General features: G+C 55.5%; 16 protein-coding genes and 6 tRNA genes. 10 read left to right on the top strand and 12 right to left on the bottom strand.

Annotated features, from left to right (window positions below; translation table 11 throughout):
• Positions 1-35: 35 nt before the first annotated feature.
• From AC5TBW_RS05485 to AC5TBW_RS05450, 8 genes are all read right to left on the bottom strand, one after another.
• Positions 36-809, bottom strand: a complete 774-nt coding sequence (locus AC5TBW_RS05485; protein ID WP_495511091.1) for an ABC transporter permease — start codon at positions 807-809, stop codon at positions 36-38.
• Positions 806-1,774: an ABC transporter ATP-binding protein gene (locus AC5TBW_RS05480; RefSeq protein WP_495511090.1), complete on the bottom strand. Its 969-nt coding sequence runs from the start codon at positions 1,772-1,774 to the stop codon at positions 806-808. Before AC5TBW_RS05480 ends, AC5TBW_RS05485 begins: the two co-directional genes overlap by 4 nt.
• A gap of 164 nt (positions 1,775-1,938) precedes the next feature.
• Positions 1,939-2,013: transfer RNA gene (locus AC5TBW_RS05475), tRNA-Gly, on the bottom strand.
• Between the two features lie 25 nt (positions 2,014-2,038).
• Positions 2,039-2,114, bottom strand: a tRNA-Glu gene (locus AC5TBW_RS05470).
• Between the two features lie 35 nt (positions 2,115-2,149).
• Positions 2,150-2,224 (bottom strand) — tRNA-Gly (locus AC5TBW_RS05465).
• 54 nt (positions 2,225-2,278) lie between these two features.
• A tRNA-Glu gene (locus AC5TBW_RS05460) sits at positions 2,279-2,354 on the bottom strand.
• 18 nt (positions 2,355-2,372) lie between these two features.
• Positions 2,373-2,447 (bottom strand) — tRNA-Gly (locus tag AC5TBW_RS05455).
• Positions 2,448-2,520: 73 nt separating this feature from the next.
• Positions 2,521-2,596 (bottom strand) — tRNA-Glu (locus AC5TBW_RS05450).
• 334 nt (positions 2,597-2,930) lie between these two features.
• Between AC5TBW_RS05450 and AC5TBW_RS05445 the strand changes: the two genes are divergently transcribed.
• The 8 genes from AC5TBW_RS05445 (at position 2,931) to htpX (ending at position 11,514) form a co-directional block, all read left to right on the top strand.
• Entirely contained in the window at positions 2,931-4,034 is a 1,104-nt protein-coding gene (locus AC5TBW_RS05445) for a TRAP transporter substrate-binding protein (RefSeq protein ID WP_495511089.1), read from the top strand.
• 1 nt (position 4,035) lies between these two features.
• On the top strand, positions 4,036-4,545 hold the full coding sequence (locus tag AC5TBW_RS05440; protein ID WP_495511088.1) for a TRAP transporter small permease subunit: 510 nt from the start codon (positions 4,036-4,038) through the stop codon (positions 4,543-4,545).
• Between the two features lie 3 nt (positions 4,546-4,548).
• Positions 4,549-5,874 carry a TRAP transporter large permease gene (locus tag AC5TBW_RS05435; RefSeq protein ID WP_495511087.1) on the top strand — a complete coding sequence of 442 codons (1,326 nt, stop codon included), beginning with the start codon at positions 4,549-4,551 and terminating at the stop codon, positions 5,872-5,874.
• A 70-nt stretch (positions 5,875-5,944) separates the two neighbouring features.
• On the top strand, positions 5,945-7,531 hold the full coding sequence (locus AC5TBW_RS05430; RefSeq protein WP_495511086.1) for a gamma-glutamyltransferase family protein: 1,587 nt from the start codon (positions 5,945-5,947) through the stop codon (positions 7,529-7,531).
• A gap of 126 nt (positions 7,532-7,657) precedes the next feature.
• A complete protein-coding gene (msrB, locus tag AC5TBW_RS05425; protein ID WP_071695780.1) occupies positions 7,658-8,056 on the top strand; it encodes a peptide-methionine (R)-S-oxide reductase MsrB in 399 nt (132 codons plus the stop codon).
• 103 nt (positions 8,057-8,159) lie between these two features.
• Complete coding sequence (ylqF, locus tag AC5TBW_RS05420) at positions 8,160-9,116, top strand: ribosome biogenesis GTPase YlqF (RefSeq protein ID WP_495511085.1); 957 nt, start codon at positions 8,160-8,162, stop codon at positions 9,114-9,116.
• Positions 9,117-9,206: 90 nt separating this feature from the next.
• On the top strand, positions 9,207-10,454 hold the full coding sequence (locus AC5TBW_RS05415) for a pyridoxal phosphate-dependent aminotransferase (RefSeq protein ID WP_495511084.1): 1,248 nt from the start codon (positions 9,207-9,209) through the stop codon (positions 10,452-10,454).
• 154 nt (positions 10,455-10,608) lie between these two features.
• Positions 10,609-11,514 (top strand): protease HtpX, encoded by a 906-nt coding sequence (htpX, locus tag AC5TBW_RS05410; RefSeq protein WP_495511083.1) that lies wholly within the window; start codon positions 10,609-10,611, stop codon positions 11,512-11,514.
• A gap of 98 nt (positions 11,515-11,612) precedes the next feature.
• Here htpX and pdxB read toward each other — a convergent pair whose 3' ends face one another.
• Positions 11,613-12,761, bottom strand: coding sequence for a 4-phosphoerythronate dehydrogenase PdxB (gene pdxB, locus AC5TBW_RS05405; RefSeq protein WP_495511082.1), 1,149 nt, complete (start codon positions 12,759-12,761; stop codon positions 11,613-11,615).
• 98 nt (positions 12,762-12,859) lie between these two features.
• On the opposite strand from pdxB, the gene AC5TBW_RS05400 reads away from it, so the two are divergent.
• Positions 12,860-13,141, top strand: coding sequence for a hypothetical protein (locus AC5TBW_RS05400; protein WP_495511081.1), 282 nt, complete (start codon positions 12,860-12,862; stop codon positions 13,139-13,141).
• 62 nt (positions 13,142-13,203) lie between these two features.
• Here AC5TBW_RS05400 and AC5TBW_RS05395 read toward each other — a convergent pair whose 3' ends face one another.
• Both AC5TBW_RS05395 and rlmKL read right to left on the bottom strand, forming a co-directional pair.
• The gene (locus tag AC5TBW_RS05395) at positions 13,204-13,539 is read right to left on the bottom strand and encodes a glutaredoxin family protein (RefSeq protein WP_495511080.1); all 336 of its coding nucleotides are present in this window, start codon (positions 13,537-13,539) and stop codon (positions 13,204-13,206) included.
• A 12-nt stretch (positions 13,540-13,551) separates the two neighbouring features.
• Entirely contained in the window at positions 13,552-15,789 is a 2,238-nt protein-coding gene (gene rlmKL, locus AC5TBW_RS05390) for a bifunctional 23S rRNA (guanine(2069)-N(7))-methyltransferase RlmK/23S rRNA (guanine(2445)-N(2))-methyltransferase RlmL (protein ID WP_495511079.1), read from the bottom strand.
• Between the two features lie 351 nt (positions 15,790-16,140).
• Between rlmKL and rmf the strand changes: the two genes are divergently transcribed.
• A complete protein-coding gene (rmf, locus tag AC5TBW_RS05385) occupies positions 16,141-16,350 on the top strand; it encodes a ribosome modulation factor (RefSeq protein ID WP_007111057.1) in 210 nt (69 codons plus the stop codon).
• Positions 16,351-16,474: 124 nt separating this feature from the next.
• On the opposite strand, the gene AC5TBW_RS05380 is transcribed toward rmf, so the two are convergent.
• Positions 16,475-17,491, bottom strand: a complete 1,017-nt coding sequence (locus tag AC5TBW_RS05380) for a quinone-dependent dihydroorotate dehydrogenase (protein ID WP_495511078.1) — start codon at positions 17,489-17,491, stop codon at positions 16,475-16,477.
• Positions 17,492-17,539: the final 48 nt, after the last annotated feature.

Below are 17,539 nucleotides of genomic sequence, written 5' to 3'. Positions count from 1 at the left end.
TGATAAAAGCCCTCTTCTCAATCGGATTGATACGCCTAGCTGCGGATACCTTTACCTCGCTCCAGCATTGCCAGTGCAATGCTAAACAGCACAATGATAAAAGCAAAAATGGCAGCGAGCGCCCAGCCAACGGGAATATCCGACACACCCAAGAAGCCGTAACGGAAAACGTTAACCATGTACAAGATCGGATTGAGCATGGAAACGCCCTGCCAGAAATCGGGCAGCATCGAGATAGAGTAAAACACCCCACCCAGATAGGTTAGCGGCGTGAGAATAAACGTCGGCACGATAGAAATATCATCGAATTTGTTGGCCAGTAAGGCGTTGATAAAGCCCCCTATGGAGAACAGCGCTGATGTCAGCACCACGACCAACACGGTGAGCAGTGGATGCTCCATGGTGAGACGGGTAAAGAACAGCGAAACGACCGTCACAATCAGCCCAACGCCCAAACCACGCGCCATACCACCTAAAATAAAGCCGGATAAAATCACCCAGTTGGGCATGGGCGATACCATCATCTCTTCAATCGAACGCTGAAACTTATTCGAGAAGAAACTCGACGCCACGTTGGAGTAACTGTTGGTAATCACCGACATCATGATCAGCCCTGGGACGATAAAGTCCATGTAGCTGAAGCCGTCCATGTCACCAATCCGCGAACCAATGAGATTACCAAAGATGATGAAGTACATCGCCATGGTGATCGAAGGTGGCAGCAGCGTTTGCGGCCAAATGCGAGTAAAGCGTTTGATCTCTTTGAGCACCAGCGTCCATAGAGCGATCAGCGTCTGCATGGCATTCATACGCGCTCCTCCTTCTTCTCAACGCGCTGGTCTATCGCCCCTTGGCCACTACCCTCCACCATCGACACAAACATCTCCTCAAGGCGATTGGCCCGGTTACGCATGGATACCACTTCGATGCCCTGCTCACTCAACGCTTTGAACACATCGTTCAAGCGCTGCCCACGATGTACTAGCAGCGAAAGCTGCGTGGGCTCTAGCTGGTGCAACTCAAAACCTTCGATATTGGGCACTTCTGCTACCGGCGCAGCCAAATCAATCAGGAAGGTCTCGGTATCAAGCTCGGCCAGCAGCTCCCGCACGCTGGTATTTCGTACAATGTCGCCATTGTTGATGATCGCCACATTGCGACACAGGCTCTCGGCTTCTTCCAAGTAGTGAGTCGTCAGAATGATGGTGGTGCCTTCATCCTGGTTGATCCGCCGCATGTACTCCCACATGCTGCGCCGCAGTTCGATATCCACCCCGGCGGTTGGCTCATCGAGAATCAGCAGTTTGGGGCGATGCATCAGCGCCCGGGCAATCATCAGGCGGCGCTTCATGCCACCGGAGAGCATGCGCGCGCTGCCGTTGCGTTTTTCCCATAGGCCCAGATCAGTCAGCAGCTGTTTAGCGCGAGGCAATGCCTCGCGACTGGTCATACCGTAATAGCCTGCCTGAGCCAGCACGATGTCGAGCACCTTCTCAAACTGATTGAAGTTGAACTCTTGTGGCACCACGCCCAACTGGTATTTGGCTTTGGCGAAGTCTTTATCCACATCAATGCCAAATATGGAGACCTTGCCCGCCGTCTTTTGCACCAGCGAGCACACCACACCCAAGGTGGTGGATTTACCGGCGCCATTGGGGCCCAACAAAGCAAAAAAATCGCCCTGCTGGACGTCGAGATCAATACCTTTGAGTGCCTGAAAGCCGTTGCCATACACTTTGGTAAGGCCACGGATCGACAATGCCGGTTCGGCCATGAATATGTCCTGTCAGCAAAAATAAGAAGAGAAGGTGAAACATTAGGGCGCAAACGACTTTTTTCAAGGCGGGCAATCGAGCCGAGCGTCAGACACACAAAAAATGACGCCCAGCAAGTAGCTGATGCATCATAGAAATAATAAAAATTGAAGATATAAGCGCTTGGAGCGGGAAAGGAGATTCGAACTCCCGACCCTCGCCTTGGCAAGGCGATGCTCTACCACTGAGCTATTCCCGCAACGCAAACAACGCATAACGCTAGATGGCGTCCCATAGGGGGTTCGAACCCCTGTTACCGCCGTGAAAGGGCGGTGTCCTAGGCCACTAGACGAATGGGACTAATTGGAGCAGGAAAGTAATCCGGCACCTAAAACTGGAGCGGGAAAGGAGATTCGAACTCCCGACCCTCGCCTTGGCAAGGCGATGCTCTACCACTGAGCTATTCCCGCTTATAGAACACTTGCTTAGCTTTTTAGCTAAGCTTTTACCTAACCTACCGGAAGTGGCGTCCCATAGGGGGTTCGAACCCCTGTTACCGCCGTGAAAGGGCGGTGTCCTGGACCACTAGACGAATGGGACACTAGTACTTCAATTACGTGGAGCGGGAAAGGAGATTCGAACTCCCGACCCTCGCCTTGGCAAGGCGATGCTCTACCACTGAGCTATTCCCGCATTCCGATACCCTGACGACCGCTTATTCTGCAATAGCTTAGCCTTCGAAAAAGAACTTAGCCTTCAAAATAAGTGGCGTCCCATAGGGGGTTCGAACCCCTGTTACCGCCGTGAAAGGGCGGTGTCCTAGACCACTAGACGAATGGGACGTTGCAATGCCTCGTCGAGGTGGCGCGTATGTTACTCAGACCTTATTGAGCTGTCAAGCTCTCTACCCACCACCGACCTAATTGACTAGCTTTCAATCACCTACAAGCAAGGCGTGGGTTTTTAAGACATATCCATGCACGTTGAAAGTGCTCAGCGTGATAATTCGGCGTCATAACGGTGCAAACACTTATTTTGCTTAGTGTTACCCCCCTTCCCGACCACCGACAAAAGCCTTAAAAATCTTTTATTTATAATAAAATCGATTTTTATGGCACACCCTTTGCTACTTCATTGTGTTCTCTTGCTGACCAATTCCCATTAATGAGGTGTGCTATGTCCTTATCCCGCCGCAAGTTTCTCACCACGGCAGCCGTTTCTTCCACTGCTGGCCTGGTACTGGGCGCCCCTTCTCTCGCCCGTGCGCAGTCCGCCGAGAGCTTCAACTGGCGCATGACCAATGCCTACCCGCCCGGCTCGCCCTTCTACGTGGAAGGCCCAGGCAGCCCTACTGATGTGATCGCCAAAATCAATGCCATGTCCGGCGGACGCCTCAATATTCAGCACTTCTCTTCAGGCGAACTGATCCCAGCCTTTGAAGGTTTCGAAGCCGTCCAAAGCGGCACAATTGAGATGAACGCCGCTAATAGCTACTTCTGGTCGGGCACCACCTTTGCTGCCCAGTACTTCACTACCGTGCCATTTGGCATGAGTTTTATGGGCCATATGGCGTGGCTTTACCACGGCGGTGGCCTGGAGCTATGGCACGAAGTGTACGAGCCCTATGGCATGGTGGCCTTCCCGCTAAACAATACCGGCGTACAAATGACTGGCTGGTTCCGGGAACCCATTGAAGACATTAGCCAGCTAAACGGTCTGCGCATGCGCGTTCCTGGCTTGGCGGGTCAGGTTTACTCCTCGCTTGGTGTGGATGCCCGCGTACTACCCGGTGGCGAAATATTCCCAGCGCTAGAGCGTGGCGTGATTGATGCAGCTGAGTTCGTTGGCCCTTTCCAAGACCGTCGCATGGGTCTGCATAACGCCGCCAAGTTCTACCACACCACCGGCTGGCACGAACCCTCTACCACGGGCGAACTGCTGATCTCAAAAACCCACTGGGATAGCCTGCCGGCAGATCTGCAGATGATTGTTAAAACGGCCTGTATGGCAGCCTGTCTAGAGAGCGTCACTTGGTCCGAAGCCGTTAACGGGGAAGCCATGACCGACCTGGTCGAGAACGAAGGCGTCACCGCCAGCATGCTTCCCACCCCCGTTGTCGATGCGCTGCGCGAAGCCACTCAAGACACCCTGGCGACAGAAGCCAACGCCGACCCGCTAGTACGCAAAGTGCACGATAGTTACATGGCGTTTAAAGCCAACCACGACCGCTGGGCAGGTGCTAGTGAGCGTGCCTGGTTAAACGACATTATCGGAGTCTGATATGCGCGCCGTGGCATTTTTTGTCCACGGAGTTGAGGCGGTGGTCCGGCTATTTGGCTGGGTCGCCGCCTGGACTTGCGTGGTACTCGTCGGTTTAGTCGCTGGTGATGTGTTAATGCGCTACGTATTTAGCGTTGGAGCGGTATGGCTGCAGGAGTTGCAGTGGCACTTGATCTCGCCTATCGCGCTGTTTGGCATGTCCTATTTGCTGTTGATGGGCGAGCAGGTGCGCGTCGACGTTTTCTATGAGCGTTTTCCAGCAGGGTTGCAACGCGTTATTGAAGTGGTCGGCGGGCTATTGCTATTGGTGATGGGGCTGTATATCGCGTGGTTGACGCTGCCCTGGATAGCCCAGTCATTCGGCCGCGGTGAAGCATCGCCTAACCCAGGCGGCCTGCCCCTTCGCTGGCTGCTCAAATCGCTTATCCCGTTCGGTTTTGTCCTTCTCGCGCTGCAAGGGTTGGCCCACGCGCTGCGCCAGGCGTTTGCCCTGCCCACAAGAGGTGAATAAAGCATGTCCCCAAATGAATGGCTAGCGATCGGCATGATCGTGGCTTTTTTCGTGTTTTTGCTGATTGGTATTCCAGTGGGTATCAGTATCGCGGCAACGGCTTTCTTCTTTGGCTATGTTGGCTTTGGCCCGATGCTGTTTAACCTGCTGCCCTCCCGTATCTATGGGGTGGTGACCAACTACACTTTTATGGCGATACCGCTGTTTGTATTTATGGGGGTGATGCTGGAGAAATCGAAGCTGGCTGAAGAGCTAATCGATGTAATTGGCCATTTGTTTGGCGGCCTTTCAGGCGGCATGGGCGTGGCTATTATTTTGGTGGGCGTGCTCTTGGGGGCGGCTACCGGCATTGTCGGCGCCACTATCGTCACACTGGGCTTGCTTACACTGCCGACACTGCTACGCCGCGGCTACCCTAAAACACTTGCGACCGGGATGATCTGCGCATCAGGCACCTTAGGCCAGATTATTCCACCTAGTTTGGTGCTGATTCTGCTGGCCGAAATTTTGGGTGAATCGGTCGGCACAATGTTCGCTGCCGCCATGGTACCTGGGCTAACGCTAGCGGCGGTCTATATTATTGCCATTCTGGTGATCGCCAAGCTCTACCCCAACTTAATGCCGCCGATTCCTGCCGAGGAACGAGCAGCAATGGGCCGGGGTCAGCTGATACGCAAAGTGATTACTGTGGTGGGCCCGCCAGTGGGGTTGGTGTTTGCGGTCTTAGGGTCGATTATTGGCGGTATTGCCGCGCCGACTGAAGCGGCCTCCATGGGTGCGCTAGGAGCATTGGTCATTGTGGCATGCTCGGGGCGGTTAACCTTTTCGCTACTCAAAGAAGTGGCCAAGGCCACGCTGGTGATCTCGGCCATGGTGTTCTTTATTTTGATCAGCGCCCAGGTGTTTGGCCTGTCATTTCGTGGCTTGGGCGGCGAGCACTTGGTCGCCCGTATGTTCGACTGGGTGCCCGGTGGCGAGTTAGGCGCGATGCTGTTCATGCTGCTGCTGATGTTTGTGCTGGGCTTCTTTCTTGAGTGGATTGAGATCAGCTATATTGCCCTACCGCTGTTTCTGCCCTTCTTTGTGCAGATGGGCGTCGATATGGTGTGGCTGGGCATTCTGGTGGGGCTGGTGCTGCAAACATCGTTTCTTACCCCACCCTTTGGCTGGTCGCTGTTTTTTCTCAAGGGTGTAGCGCCGAAAGAAGTCTCGACGCTGGATATTTATAAAGGCGCCCTACCGTTTATCGGCTTACAGTTTGTTGCCGTTGCGCTGGTATTTATCTTCCCCAGCATTGCTACCTGGTTGCCCGAAGCCATTGGTTGGTAATGAACTGCTTTAGCATTTATTTAACAACTACTTACTTAATAATTATTTACTCAATAACAAGGATTCAAAGATGCTCCACACCCAACGTAGTTACGGTGGTAGCTGTGTCGCCCCTCATCACTTAGCCGCCAGTGCCGGGCGCGATGTGCTTAAACAGGGCGGTAACGCGGTGGAAGCCATGGTCGCGGCTGCCGCCGCCATTGCGGTCGTTTATCCGCATATGAACGCTCTGGGTGGCGATGGCTTTTGGTTGATCCATGAACCGGGCAAGGCGCCTATTGCCATTGACGCCTGCGGTCCGGCAGCAGGTTTGGCCAACGCGGATTTCTACGCTGGTGACACTCATATCCCTGAGCGAGGCCCCAAGGCCGCCCTCACCATGGCAGGCACCATTGGCGGCTGGCATGAAGCGCTAAATCTAGCGTCAGCATGGGGCAAGCAGTTACCTCTCACCACGCTACTGGCCGACGCCATTCATCATGCCGAAGCAGGTATTTCAGTCACGCAAAGCCAGGAGGCACTCACCGCAAAACACGTTGAGCGCTTGACCCAAAGCCCAGGCTTTAGTGACGCGCTACTGCTTAACGGCCAAGTGCCCCGTGAAGGCGAACGGCTGCGCCAGCCGCGCTTGGCCGCGACCCTCAAGCGATTGGCGGAAGCCGGATTAGATGACTTCTACCGCGGCGAACTGGCCGCCAGCATGGCGAAAGACTTGGAAGCAGTGGGTAGCCCCTTGCGCTTGGCTGACTTTCACGCCTACCGCGCCCAGCGCGTTACGCCGCTGGAAGTAACGCTTCAGGATGCCACACTGTATAACCTGCCTGCGCCGACCCAGGGCATGGCGTCGTTAATGATTTTAGGTATCTACGAGCGCTTAAAAGCCGCCGAGCCCAACGGTTTTGAGCACCTGCACGGGCTCATCGAAGCAACCAAACGCGCCTTTATTCTGCGCGACCAAAACGTGACCGACCCCGGCCGCGTACCCACACCGCTGCAGGCGTTACTCAGCGAGGAGAACATTGGCCGGGAAGCGGCTCAGATTGATCCACAGCGTGCGCTACCTTGGCCTCACGAACCCGCTCCAGGTGACACTATTTGGATGGGCACCGTCGATAGCGAAGGCCGTTCGGTGAGTTTTATTCAGAGCATCTACTGGGAATTCGGCAGCGGCGTAGTGCTGCCGGAAAGCGGCGTGCTGTGGCAAAACCGCGGCATCAGCTTTTCGCTTAATCACGACGACCTGCGCGGCTTGGCCCCTGGCCGCAAACCGTTTCACACCCTCAACCCGGCGCTGGCCAGGTTTAACGATGGCCGCACCATGGTCTACGGCACCATGGGCGGTGAAGGCCAACCGCAAACCCAGGCGGCGGTATTTTCGCGCTATGCACTGCACGGCATGCCGCTACAGCAGGCGATCACGGCACCTCGTTGGCTGCTGGGGCGCACCTGGGGAGAAACCAGCACCAACTTGAAACTGGAAGCACGCTTTGATGAGAGCTTAGTCGCCGCATTGGCAACGGCTGGCCACGATGTGGAAGTCCTGCCTGATGCCTTTAGCGACACCATGGGCCATGCAGGTGGCATTGTGCATCATCCAGATGGATTAATAGAGAGCGCCCACGACCCGCGCAGTAACGGTGGCGCGGCCAGCGTTTAAATACACATTCTGGGATTCCTACTTGCTGAACTTGAGCAGGCGACTCGCTGTCACTCAGGAGAGTGTTAAGCTAGCCTGCTTAATAAGCCTCTGAAGAGTGGCAAACCAGAGGGAGAGGAGAACCCCATGGCGAAAATTGAAAAATCCCCCGACGAGTGGCAACAGCAGCTAACCCCCGAGCAGTACCGAGTAGCGCGTGAGAAAGGCACCGAGCGCCCATTCACCGGCGATTATCAAGTGCGCGATGCCCAGGGCATTTACCACTGCGTCTGCTGCCATGCGCCGCTGTTCGAAAACGAGCACAAGTTTGACGCTGGCTGCGGCTGGCCAAGCTTTGACCGTCCGCTGGGTAGCCGCTGCGTTGAAGAGCATACGGATACCACTCATGGTATGCAGCGCACCGAGGTAGTCTGTTCTCACTGCGATGCTCACCTGGGCCACGTGTTTCCCGATGGGCCTCCCGATACCACCGGCTTGCGCTACTGCATCAACTCAGTCTCGTTGGAGTTTCATCCTGACGAGTAGTGGTGACTAATTCCTCTCAAGGAAACCAGCAAGGCGGGCGCCATCTGTTAGAATGGTCGCCCGCTTTTTTATGTCGCTATTTTTGTACTTTCAGGAGAAACCCATGCTCGGCTGGTTCCCCGGACATATGAACAAGGCCCGCCGCCAGATCAAGGAGGTGCTGCCTGAAATTGACGTCGTCATCGAGGTACTCGATGCACGCCTGCCCTACTCCAGCGCCAACCCGATGCTGGCCGAGCTAACCCGCCATAAGCCGGTGTTAAAAATTCTTTCCCGAGCGGATCTCGCCGACCCAGAACGGACGGCCGAGTGGGTGGCTTATTTCGATGCCCAAGAAAATATGCGCGCCTTGGCCGTCACGACGACCAACACCCGCGAGCTCAAGAAGATTCCCAAGCTGTGCCATGAGCTGGCCGGTGCCGTTCGTGCTGACCGGGATGTGCGCGTGATGGTAATGGGTATTCCTAACGTGGGTAAATCGACGCTGATTAACGGCCTGGCCGGGCGAAAAATCGCTAAAACCGGCAACGAGCCTGCGGTTACCAAGCGCCAGCAAAAGGTGCGCATCGATGGGCGTGTGGCACTCACCGACACCCCTGGCGTGCTGTGGCCGAAGATTGAGGATCAGGCCAGCGCCTATCGCCTCGCCGCCACCGGCGCCATTCGCGATACTGCTATCGAATACACCGATGTGGCGATTATCACCAGTGCAGAGCTGGCCAAGCGCTACCCCGAAGCGCTCACTGAACGTTATAAGCTCAAAGAGCTGCCGCCTTATGCCGCGCCGGACATCCCCCATGACATTGACGCTGATGGCCCGAAAAAGCCTGATTTTCTCGCCATTGCTGGCTTCGATGGTAACGCCATCTTAAAAGATATCGCTGCCCGCCGAGGCGGCCTGCGCCCCGGCGGCGCGGTTGATCTGCATCGCGGCGCGGAAGTACTGCTTCACGAACTTCGCGATGGCAAGCTGGGCAGGCTAACGCTTGAAACGCCTGCGGACATTCCGCCGCCGCCCGTGCAAAACGACGAAGACAATCAAGGTCTTTCCGACGCATAATGGTTTGGTCGCCCTTTTAGCCGATAACGGCTTGTAGGCGCTTACCTTTTGGACACTTTGGGCCTCTAGCTACTTTTGGACAGACACCTCATGGATACCCCGCAGTCGCACGAACCACAACCGTTAAAGAAATCTCATAAGCTGCACAATGTCTGCTACGACATTCGTGGCCCGGTGCTCGACCACGCCAAGCGCTTGGAAGAGGAAGGCCAGCGAATTCTCAAGCTAAACATTGGCAACCCTGCACCGTTTGGTTTTGAGGCGCCGGAAGAGATTCTCCAGGATGTGATGCGTAACCTGCCCACAGCCCAGGGCTACTGCGACTCCAAAGGCCTCTACTCTGCCCGTAAAGCGATTATGCAGGAGTGCCAGCGCAAGCAGATTCCCGGCGTGGGTATTGAGGATATATTCATCGGCAACGGCGTTTCTGAGCTGATCGTGATGGCCATGCAGGCGCTGCTCAACGACGGCGATGAAGTGTTGATTCCCGCACCGGACTACCCGCTCTGGACCGCCGCCGCCCACCTTTCCGGTGGTCACGCGGTGCACTACCTATGCGACGAGCAGGCGGACTGGACGCCCGACATGGCGGATATTCGCGCCAAGATCACCAGTCACACACGTGCAATTGTGCTGATCAACCCCAACAATCCCACCGGCGCGGTCTATCCGCCCGCCGTGGTGAAAGAGGTGTTGGCGATCGCCAAACAGCACAACCTAGTGGTGTTCTCTGACGAGATCTACGACAAGATCCTTTACGACGGCGTCGAGCATACCGCTACGGGCGCGCTAGCGGACGATGACCAACTGGTCATCACCATGAACGGGCTCTCCAAAAGCTATCGCTGTGCGGGCTTTCGTTCGGGCTGGATGATTATCTCCGGCACCTTAGCCAAATTGAACGCCCAGGACTATATCCAGGGGCTGAATATGCTGGCCTCCATGCGCCTGTGCGCCAACGTGCCTGCCCAGCACGCGATTCAAACCGCTCTGGGGGGCTATCAGTCGATCAACGATTTAATCCTGCCTGGCGGGCGGCTGTTGGCCCAGCGTGATATCACGGTGGAGAAACTGAACGCGATCCCTGGCGTCTCCTGCGTGAAACCCAAAGGCGCGCTCTACGCATTTCCGCGTTTAGACCCCAAGGTATTCAAGATTAAAGATGATCAGCAGATGGTGCTTGATTTGCTACTGCAGGAAAAAATATTGCTGGTACAGGGTACCGCCTTTAACTGGCCAGAGCCGGATCATGTGCGCATCGTGACACTGCCCTGGGCAGACCAGCTCGGCGATGCGCTGGACCGCTTTGCCAACTTCCTATCCCGCTACCGCCAGTGAGCCTTATCTGGTGAATGCGCCGATTAAAACAGTTATTTGACACAGCGATGACTTGAAACTGCCACGAACAGGTCGTATTTAAACAACTATTCTGTGTCCCATTTCACTGGCTGTGTTTAAACCGGTTTCTAAACGTTGAGGGAGAGCCTGCACCATGATGCGAATTCTGTTGTTTTTAGCGACCAATATAGCGGTCCTGCTGGTCGCCAGCATTACGCTGCGCCTATTGGGCGTTGAGGGGTATCTGCGCGGCCAGGGCATCAACTTCACCAGCCTGCTGATTTTCTGTTTTGTATTCGGCATGGCGGGTTCCATCATCTCGCTGTTCATTTCCAAATGGATGGCCAAGCGCAGTACCGGCACGGTGATTATCGAAACGCCCTCCAACTCCACCGAACAGTGGCTGCTGGACACGGTCGCTGAGCTCTCCCGTGAAGCGGGTATCAAAACCCCGGAAGTGGGCATTTTCCCGGCCCAACAGTCCAACGCTTTTGCCACCGGCTGGAACAAAGACGATGCGCTGGTGGCCGTCTCGGCAGGCTTAATGAACCGCATGCGCCCGGAAGAGGTGCGAGCAGTACTGGCTCACGAAATTGGTCATGTCGCTAACGGCGATATGGTAACGCTGGCACTGATACAGGGCGTAGTGAACACCTTTGTGATGTTCTTTGCCCGTGTAGTGGCGCACTTGGTTGACAATTTCCTGCGCAGCCGCAGCGATGGCGGCGGCGGCCTAGGTTTTATGGGCTACTTCGCGGTGGTCATGGTCGCTGAGATTGTGTTCGGTATTCTGGCCTCGGCCATTGTCGCTTGGTTCTCGCGCTATCGCGAATACCGCGCCGATGAAGCTGGTGCACGCTTGGCGGGTACCAATGCGATGGTCAGCGCGCTGGCACGCTTGAAAACCGAAACGGAAATGCCCGATCAAATGCCAGACACACTGCGCGCCATGGCCATCACCAAAGGCCAAACGCGCTCACTGGTGGAAAAACTATTTGCCAGCCACCCGCCGCTGGATGAGCGCATTCGTGCGCTGAAAGAAGCCGCTTATCGCCAGTAAGATTGTCTAGCAGTTCTATACATTTAAGGCCCGCATCTGCGGGCCTTACTGTTATTCGGCGACGGTTTTCACTGGCTGTTTTCACTGCCGACTATTCACTACTTTGCTCGCGTTACCGCAAACCCTGCTCCACGCAGTATGCCTTCTAGTGTAATCGCCTCCCCTGACAACTGCACGTTGAGTGTGGCGAATTCGCGCCGCAGCGGGTAATTGGCGCGGCAGTCATCAAAGCCTTTACGCATTCCATCATTTAGAATTTGGCGCTGGAGCGCATCGTGGTCACGACGAACGTCATACACCGCTCTCATGCAGAGCCTTAGCGCATCTTCAGGAGGCAGTGCGTGCTGCAAACGCAGTGACGCCAGCGCGGGGGGTGGGCAGATATCGGCGAATGCTAGTCCACTAGGCTGTCCGCAGTGGCGGGCTAGCGCCTGCTGAATCATCCAGGTACCACGTAGCTTACCGTCCAAGCTGTGCCCGGCAATATGCGGTGTTGCCAAAGAGACCAAATCACGCAAGCCAGCGTCAATATCTGGCTCTTCCTCCCACACATCCAGTATGGCGCTGATATCGCCCTTGCCCGTAAGGCGGCTGCGCAGCGCTAAACCATCCACGCAATCGCCGCGCCCGGCATTGAGCAGCACGCACCCCGGAGCCAGCTCCTCGATACGTTGAGCGTTGAGTAGCTGATACGTCGCGTGGGGGCCTTCACGGGTTAGCGGTGTATGAAGGCAGAGCACGTCACAGCGCTCGATCAGGGCGTCTAAGGAGTGAAAGCCTTCCTCAGCCCCCTCTTCTTCCCTGGGCGGATCACAGGCCAGCGTTGCCACGCCCATGGCGGCTAGTCGCGCCTGCAGTCGGCTGCCGACATTGCCCACCCCCACAATCCCCACGGTGCGCTCGCCAAGTGCCCAGCCATCGCGTTCCGCCAGGGTCAGCAGGCTGATCAGCACATAATCAACCACCGCTTCGGCGTTGCAGCCTGGCGCGCTGGCGAAATCGATATCGCGCTGGGCAAGCGCAGTTTGGTCAATATGATCGGTGCCGATGGTGCAGGTGCCAACAAAGCGCACGGGGCTATCGGCAAGTAGCTCATCGTTGACCTGGGTAATGGAGCGCACGATGAGCGCATCGGCGTTCTGAAGGTGGGCGGCGTTTATCTCCCGCCCTGGCACGCGGGTGAGCGAACCGAAATGGCCGAAGCAGCGCTCGGCAGCGGGGATATTGGCGTCGATGACAAGTTTCATAGGCGTTTGGGTATCCGGGCTTTACAATACGCCCGCGACGGCTTGATGGGCAGGCGTGTTTAAAGGCTATCTTTTAAAGGCTAAGTAAGGAGAGTGTTGTGATCGTACGCTGGGAAACCAACCATGACTATGTGTTGGTTCATATTCACCAGGATATGTTTGGTGACTGGATTTTCAGCCGCGCCTGGGGCCAAATCGGCACCCAATTTGGCGGTCTGAAACATCTGCTAGCCGATACGCTGGATCAAGCCCATATGTGGCTGGAAGATGAAACCACCATCCAGGCCTCACGGGGTTTTCGCAAGGTGTTGGAGGTGGCCGACCATACCCCCGAAGGCCAGGAAGCGATGCGCCAACTATCGCTATTGGATGTGCTTTAAGCTTCGCGAGCTAGTCTCCTGTTTTTAGCTAGCCCCATGCTTTTTTGCTAACCATGCACTTATTAACTTAAGAAGCGACGTCCGTCACGCTCATGGGCGCCTATAGGCGCTTTGGTGTCCGGCGGGGCAGTAAATCCCGCCAGCGCCGCTTCATCCAGCCAGCCGCGTTCGCGCAACCAAGCGCTTAATCGCTCAAGCTCAAAGCCACGATCCAGCTCATTGCCGTCACTATCCACCAGCACCGGTATCCGCACGCCATAGCGCTCCACCAGCGCATCATCTTCGCTAATCTCAATGTGGTGCAGCCACACTTTTTGATTTGCGAGCGCTGCCACCAGTGCCTCTAACTGAGTACACAAGTGACAGCCCATCGTTGTGTATAGCGATAGCTGAATCATGCTTAAACTCTCTTATGACACTTTATGACGAAGCAAGAACACGTGATGTAAGTTCGTGCGCCGCTGGAAATCGGGGTCGAAACTTCGCCCGGTGATATCTTCGACCGCGTATTGCTCGCTCAGCGATTCATCGAGTTTAAAGCGGCGCTGGTTATTAGAAAACACTAACGTGCCACCGGGTGCCAATCGCGCCATGGCGAGCTCCACTAACCTCGGGTGATCTCGCTGTACATCGAGCGTATCACGCATCTTCTTGGAGTTGGAAAATGTCGGCGGATCCATAAAGATCAGGTCGAACTCTGCGTTGGCGGTTTCCAGCCAGCGGAAACAGTCGTCGCGAACCACACGATGCAGCCGTGTATCGAGTTTGTTCAGCGCAAAGTTGTCCTTGGCCCACTCCAGGTAGGTATTGGACATATCCACACTCACGCTGTCGCTGGCGCCACCTAAGGCCGCCTGCACCGTCGCGGTAGCGGTGTAACAAAATAGGTTTAAAAAGCGCTTACCGCTAGCCATTTCGCCCAGCATGCGCCGTACCGGTCGGTGATCAAGGAACAGACCGGTATCCAGATAGTCACGCAGGTTGACCCATAGCCGTGCTGCACCCTCGTGCACCTCAAAACGTTCACCGCTGGCGGCACGCTTCTGGTACTGAGCGCTGCCGGTTTGGCGCTCGCGGCGCTTGATATAGATCTTGCTGGCGTCAACACTGAGCGCTTCGGGCATGACTTCCAAGGCATCGTACAAGCGCTTTTGCGCCTGGGCTGGGTTAATCGAGCTGGGTGCCGCGTACTCTTGGACATGTACCCGATCACCGTAACGATCCACCGCCAGGGCATACTCGGGCATATCGGCGTCATAGACGCGATAGCTGGTTTCACCGCTCTGCTTCAGCCATTTCTTCAAGCGCTTCTGATTTTTAATCAGCCGATTGGCAAACATCTGCGCATTGTCTTGGTTTTTATGAGCAGTTTGCTCTTCGCTAACACCCTCACTAGTGGTTGCCTCTACCACGCTTTCAGCATGTGCGGGCGTATCAATGCTAGTGGTAGGTTGCTGCTCCGCCCCCCCGATCTCCATGAGCAGCAGTTTGGCATCCAAGGCACCATTTTTAAGCGCGTACTGTTTGTGCGCACGCATCCCCAGCCGATGGCCGAGATCCGGGTTGCCGGTGAATACCGCCAGGGTCCAGCCCGGGAACAGCGCTTTGGCTTTCTCACCCAGTTGCGCATATAGACGTACCAGCTCAGGTAACTCACCCAGCCGTTCGCCGTAAGGGGGATTAGTGATCAGCAGGCCGCTCTCAGCAGTCAGTGTTTCCGGCCGAGTCAACTGTGCAAGACTTTGGCCATGCAGGGTAATCAAGGCTGGAATGCCCGCCCGCATGGCATTGGATTTCGCTGCCGTCAGTGCTGCAGGGCTCTGATCAAAGCCGAGTAGCTGAGCTTTACAGCGCTTGCGACCAATGGAAGCGCGCGCGTCGGCTTCGCGTTTCTGTTCTTGCCAGGCGAGATCATCGTGCCCTGCCCAGCCATGAAAGCCGAACCGTTCACGGTTCAGGTTAGGTGCTTGATCAGCGGCCATCATGGCGGCTTCGATCAGTAGCGTGCCTGCACCACACAGCGGATCAATCAACGGTTCACCGGCCTTGAGGCGCTCGGGCCAGCCTGCACGCACCAGCAGTGCCGCTGCCAAATTCTCTTTCAGCGGCGCGTGACCTACATCACGGCGATAACCACGGCGGTGGAGGCTTTCACCAGAGAGATCCAGCCCAATGGTTAAGTTCATCCGATGCAGGTGGGCATAGATGCGCAAATGCGGGGTTTTGGTATCCACGTTGGGGCGTTCCTGCCCGGCCAGTTGAAGCGCATCGACAATGCCATCTTTAACGGTCTGCGCACCAAAACGGGTGTGGCGGATGTGTTCGCTGCGGCCATGGAAATCGACCGCCAGCGTTTTGCCCGGAGCTAGGTGCTGCGTCCAGGCAATGCGGGCGACCACATCACGTACTTGCTCAGCGGTATCGATCATCGATTCGCGTACCAGGGTCAAAATGACCCGGTTAGCTAACCGGGACCATAGGCAGACACGATACGCGATCGCTTGGCTGGCAGTGAAATAGACGCCCGCCACGGTGGTTTTACCCGGCGTGGCGCCCAGCGCTATGAGTTCGTCGTGAAGCAGGCCTTCGATGCCTTTTGGGCAAGTGGCGAGCAAGTTCAGGGGAGCGGTTTGGTTCGACTCGGTCATGGTAATAGCGGCGCGTAAAGGCGCGACATTCCTGTATATAGCAAATGAGTTTACGTTTTATGACAATTTGGTAGTCGACAGATGACCCCATCATGGTCTAACAATAAGAGAGTAGCTACTGAAAAACGCATGCGTTTCTTGTCAGGGTCGGTTCAAGACTAGGCCTTTGGCATATGAGTGTTCTTTGTAAGAGATCGCCGCTCGGCTCGTTCAGCCCGTGAGTGCCAAACAGCAGGGTTGAAGCGGTGTCTCGCTCTTGAAGCAAGCTCTCGGAATAGTGGCTGTTATTGATAACATAAGTTGATAACACCCTATTTCTCATCAAAGGCTTTCGTGAAAAGAGGTTAGCCAATGAAACGGCAGAAACGTGATCGCTTTCAGCGGGCTTATGTCCACGGTTACAAAGCGGGTGTATCGGGTCGTTCTCGTGACGACTGTCCCAGTCAAGATATCAATTTACGCGAATACTGGATGAGCGGTTGGCGTGAAGGTCGCGGTGACCAGTGGGATGGAATGACCGGCATCTCAGGCATCCACAAGAACCCCTTAGTCATGGCCTAACGTTTTATTTTTCAATGTTTTACAAGAAAAATTTTAAACGAAAGGTTTTTCAGTGAGCCCACTTTTGAAGTGGGCTTTTTAGTGTGCATTTATGCCAACACTACTTCGCTGATCACCTACTTGCTCAATCTCTAACTTTCAGTGCCCTTGCGCACTCACCGATCAGTTTAGGCCCTTGATAGATCAACCCCGAGTAGAGTTGCACTAAATCTGCTCCCGCCGCGATTTTGGCCTGGGCAGCAGCGGCACTATTGATTCCACCAACACCAATGATAGGTAGCGATGGTAGATGCTCACGCAGTTGGCGAATGACTCGATTGGATGCCTCGAAGACGGGTTTCCCAGAAAGCCCACCCGCCTCCTCCGCTTGCGGGTCCCCCTGGACGGCTTCTCGAGATACCGTGGTATTGGTGGCAATCACGCCATCAAGTGCATTGCGCTGAATACTTTCTGCCATCAACGCGACTTCTTCAGCGCTCATATCTGGGGCAATCTTAATCAGCAGTGGGATTTTTCGGCCCGTCTGGGCATCAAGCTCATTGGCGCGAGCACGAATAGGCCCTAACAACGCATCCAGCTGTTCACCAAACTGTAAGGTGCGCAACCCAGGGGTATTCGGTGAAGAGACGTTAACGGCAATGTAATCCGCATAGGGATGCACTGCGTCTAAACATACCAGATAGTCATCCAGCGCGTGCTCTACGGAAGTCGTCAGGTTTTTACCAATATTGATGCCCACAATGCCGCCGTAGTGGCGCTGCTTCACCTGTTGTATTAGATGCGCAACCCCTTTATTGTTAAAGCCAAAGCGGTTGATGATCGCCTCATGCTGGGCTAAGCGAAACAGCCGGGGCTTAGGATTGCCGGGCTGCGGCTTAGGCGTCACCGTCCCGACTTCGACAAAGCCAAACCCCAGCGCACCCAGCGCATCCAGGTGGTCAGCGTTCTTGTCCAGCCCGGCGGCGAGCCCTACTCGATTAGCAAACCGTAGGCCCATCAGCTCGACGGGATCGTTTACCGGCTTACCAAATAGCCGCGTTACCCCACCGACACGATGCAGTGCATCCAACGCGCCCAGCGCCATACCGTGAGAGGTTTCTGGATCAACGCGAAAGAACAGTGAGCGGGCGAGGTTGTACATAGCGGGTCTCTTGAAGCGGGGACTGAAAACGGGCACTAGTATAACGCA

This window comes from Vreelandella sp. ssv (assembly GCF_059448525.1).
This window is presented reverse-complemented; position numbering and strand designations above follow the sequence as displayed.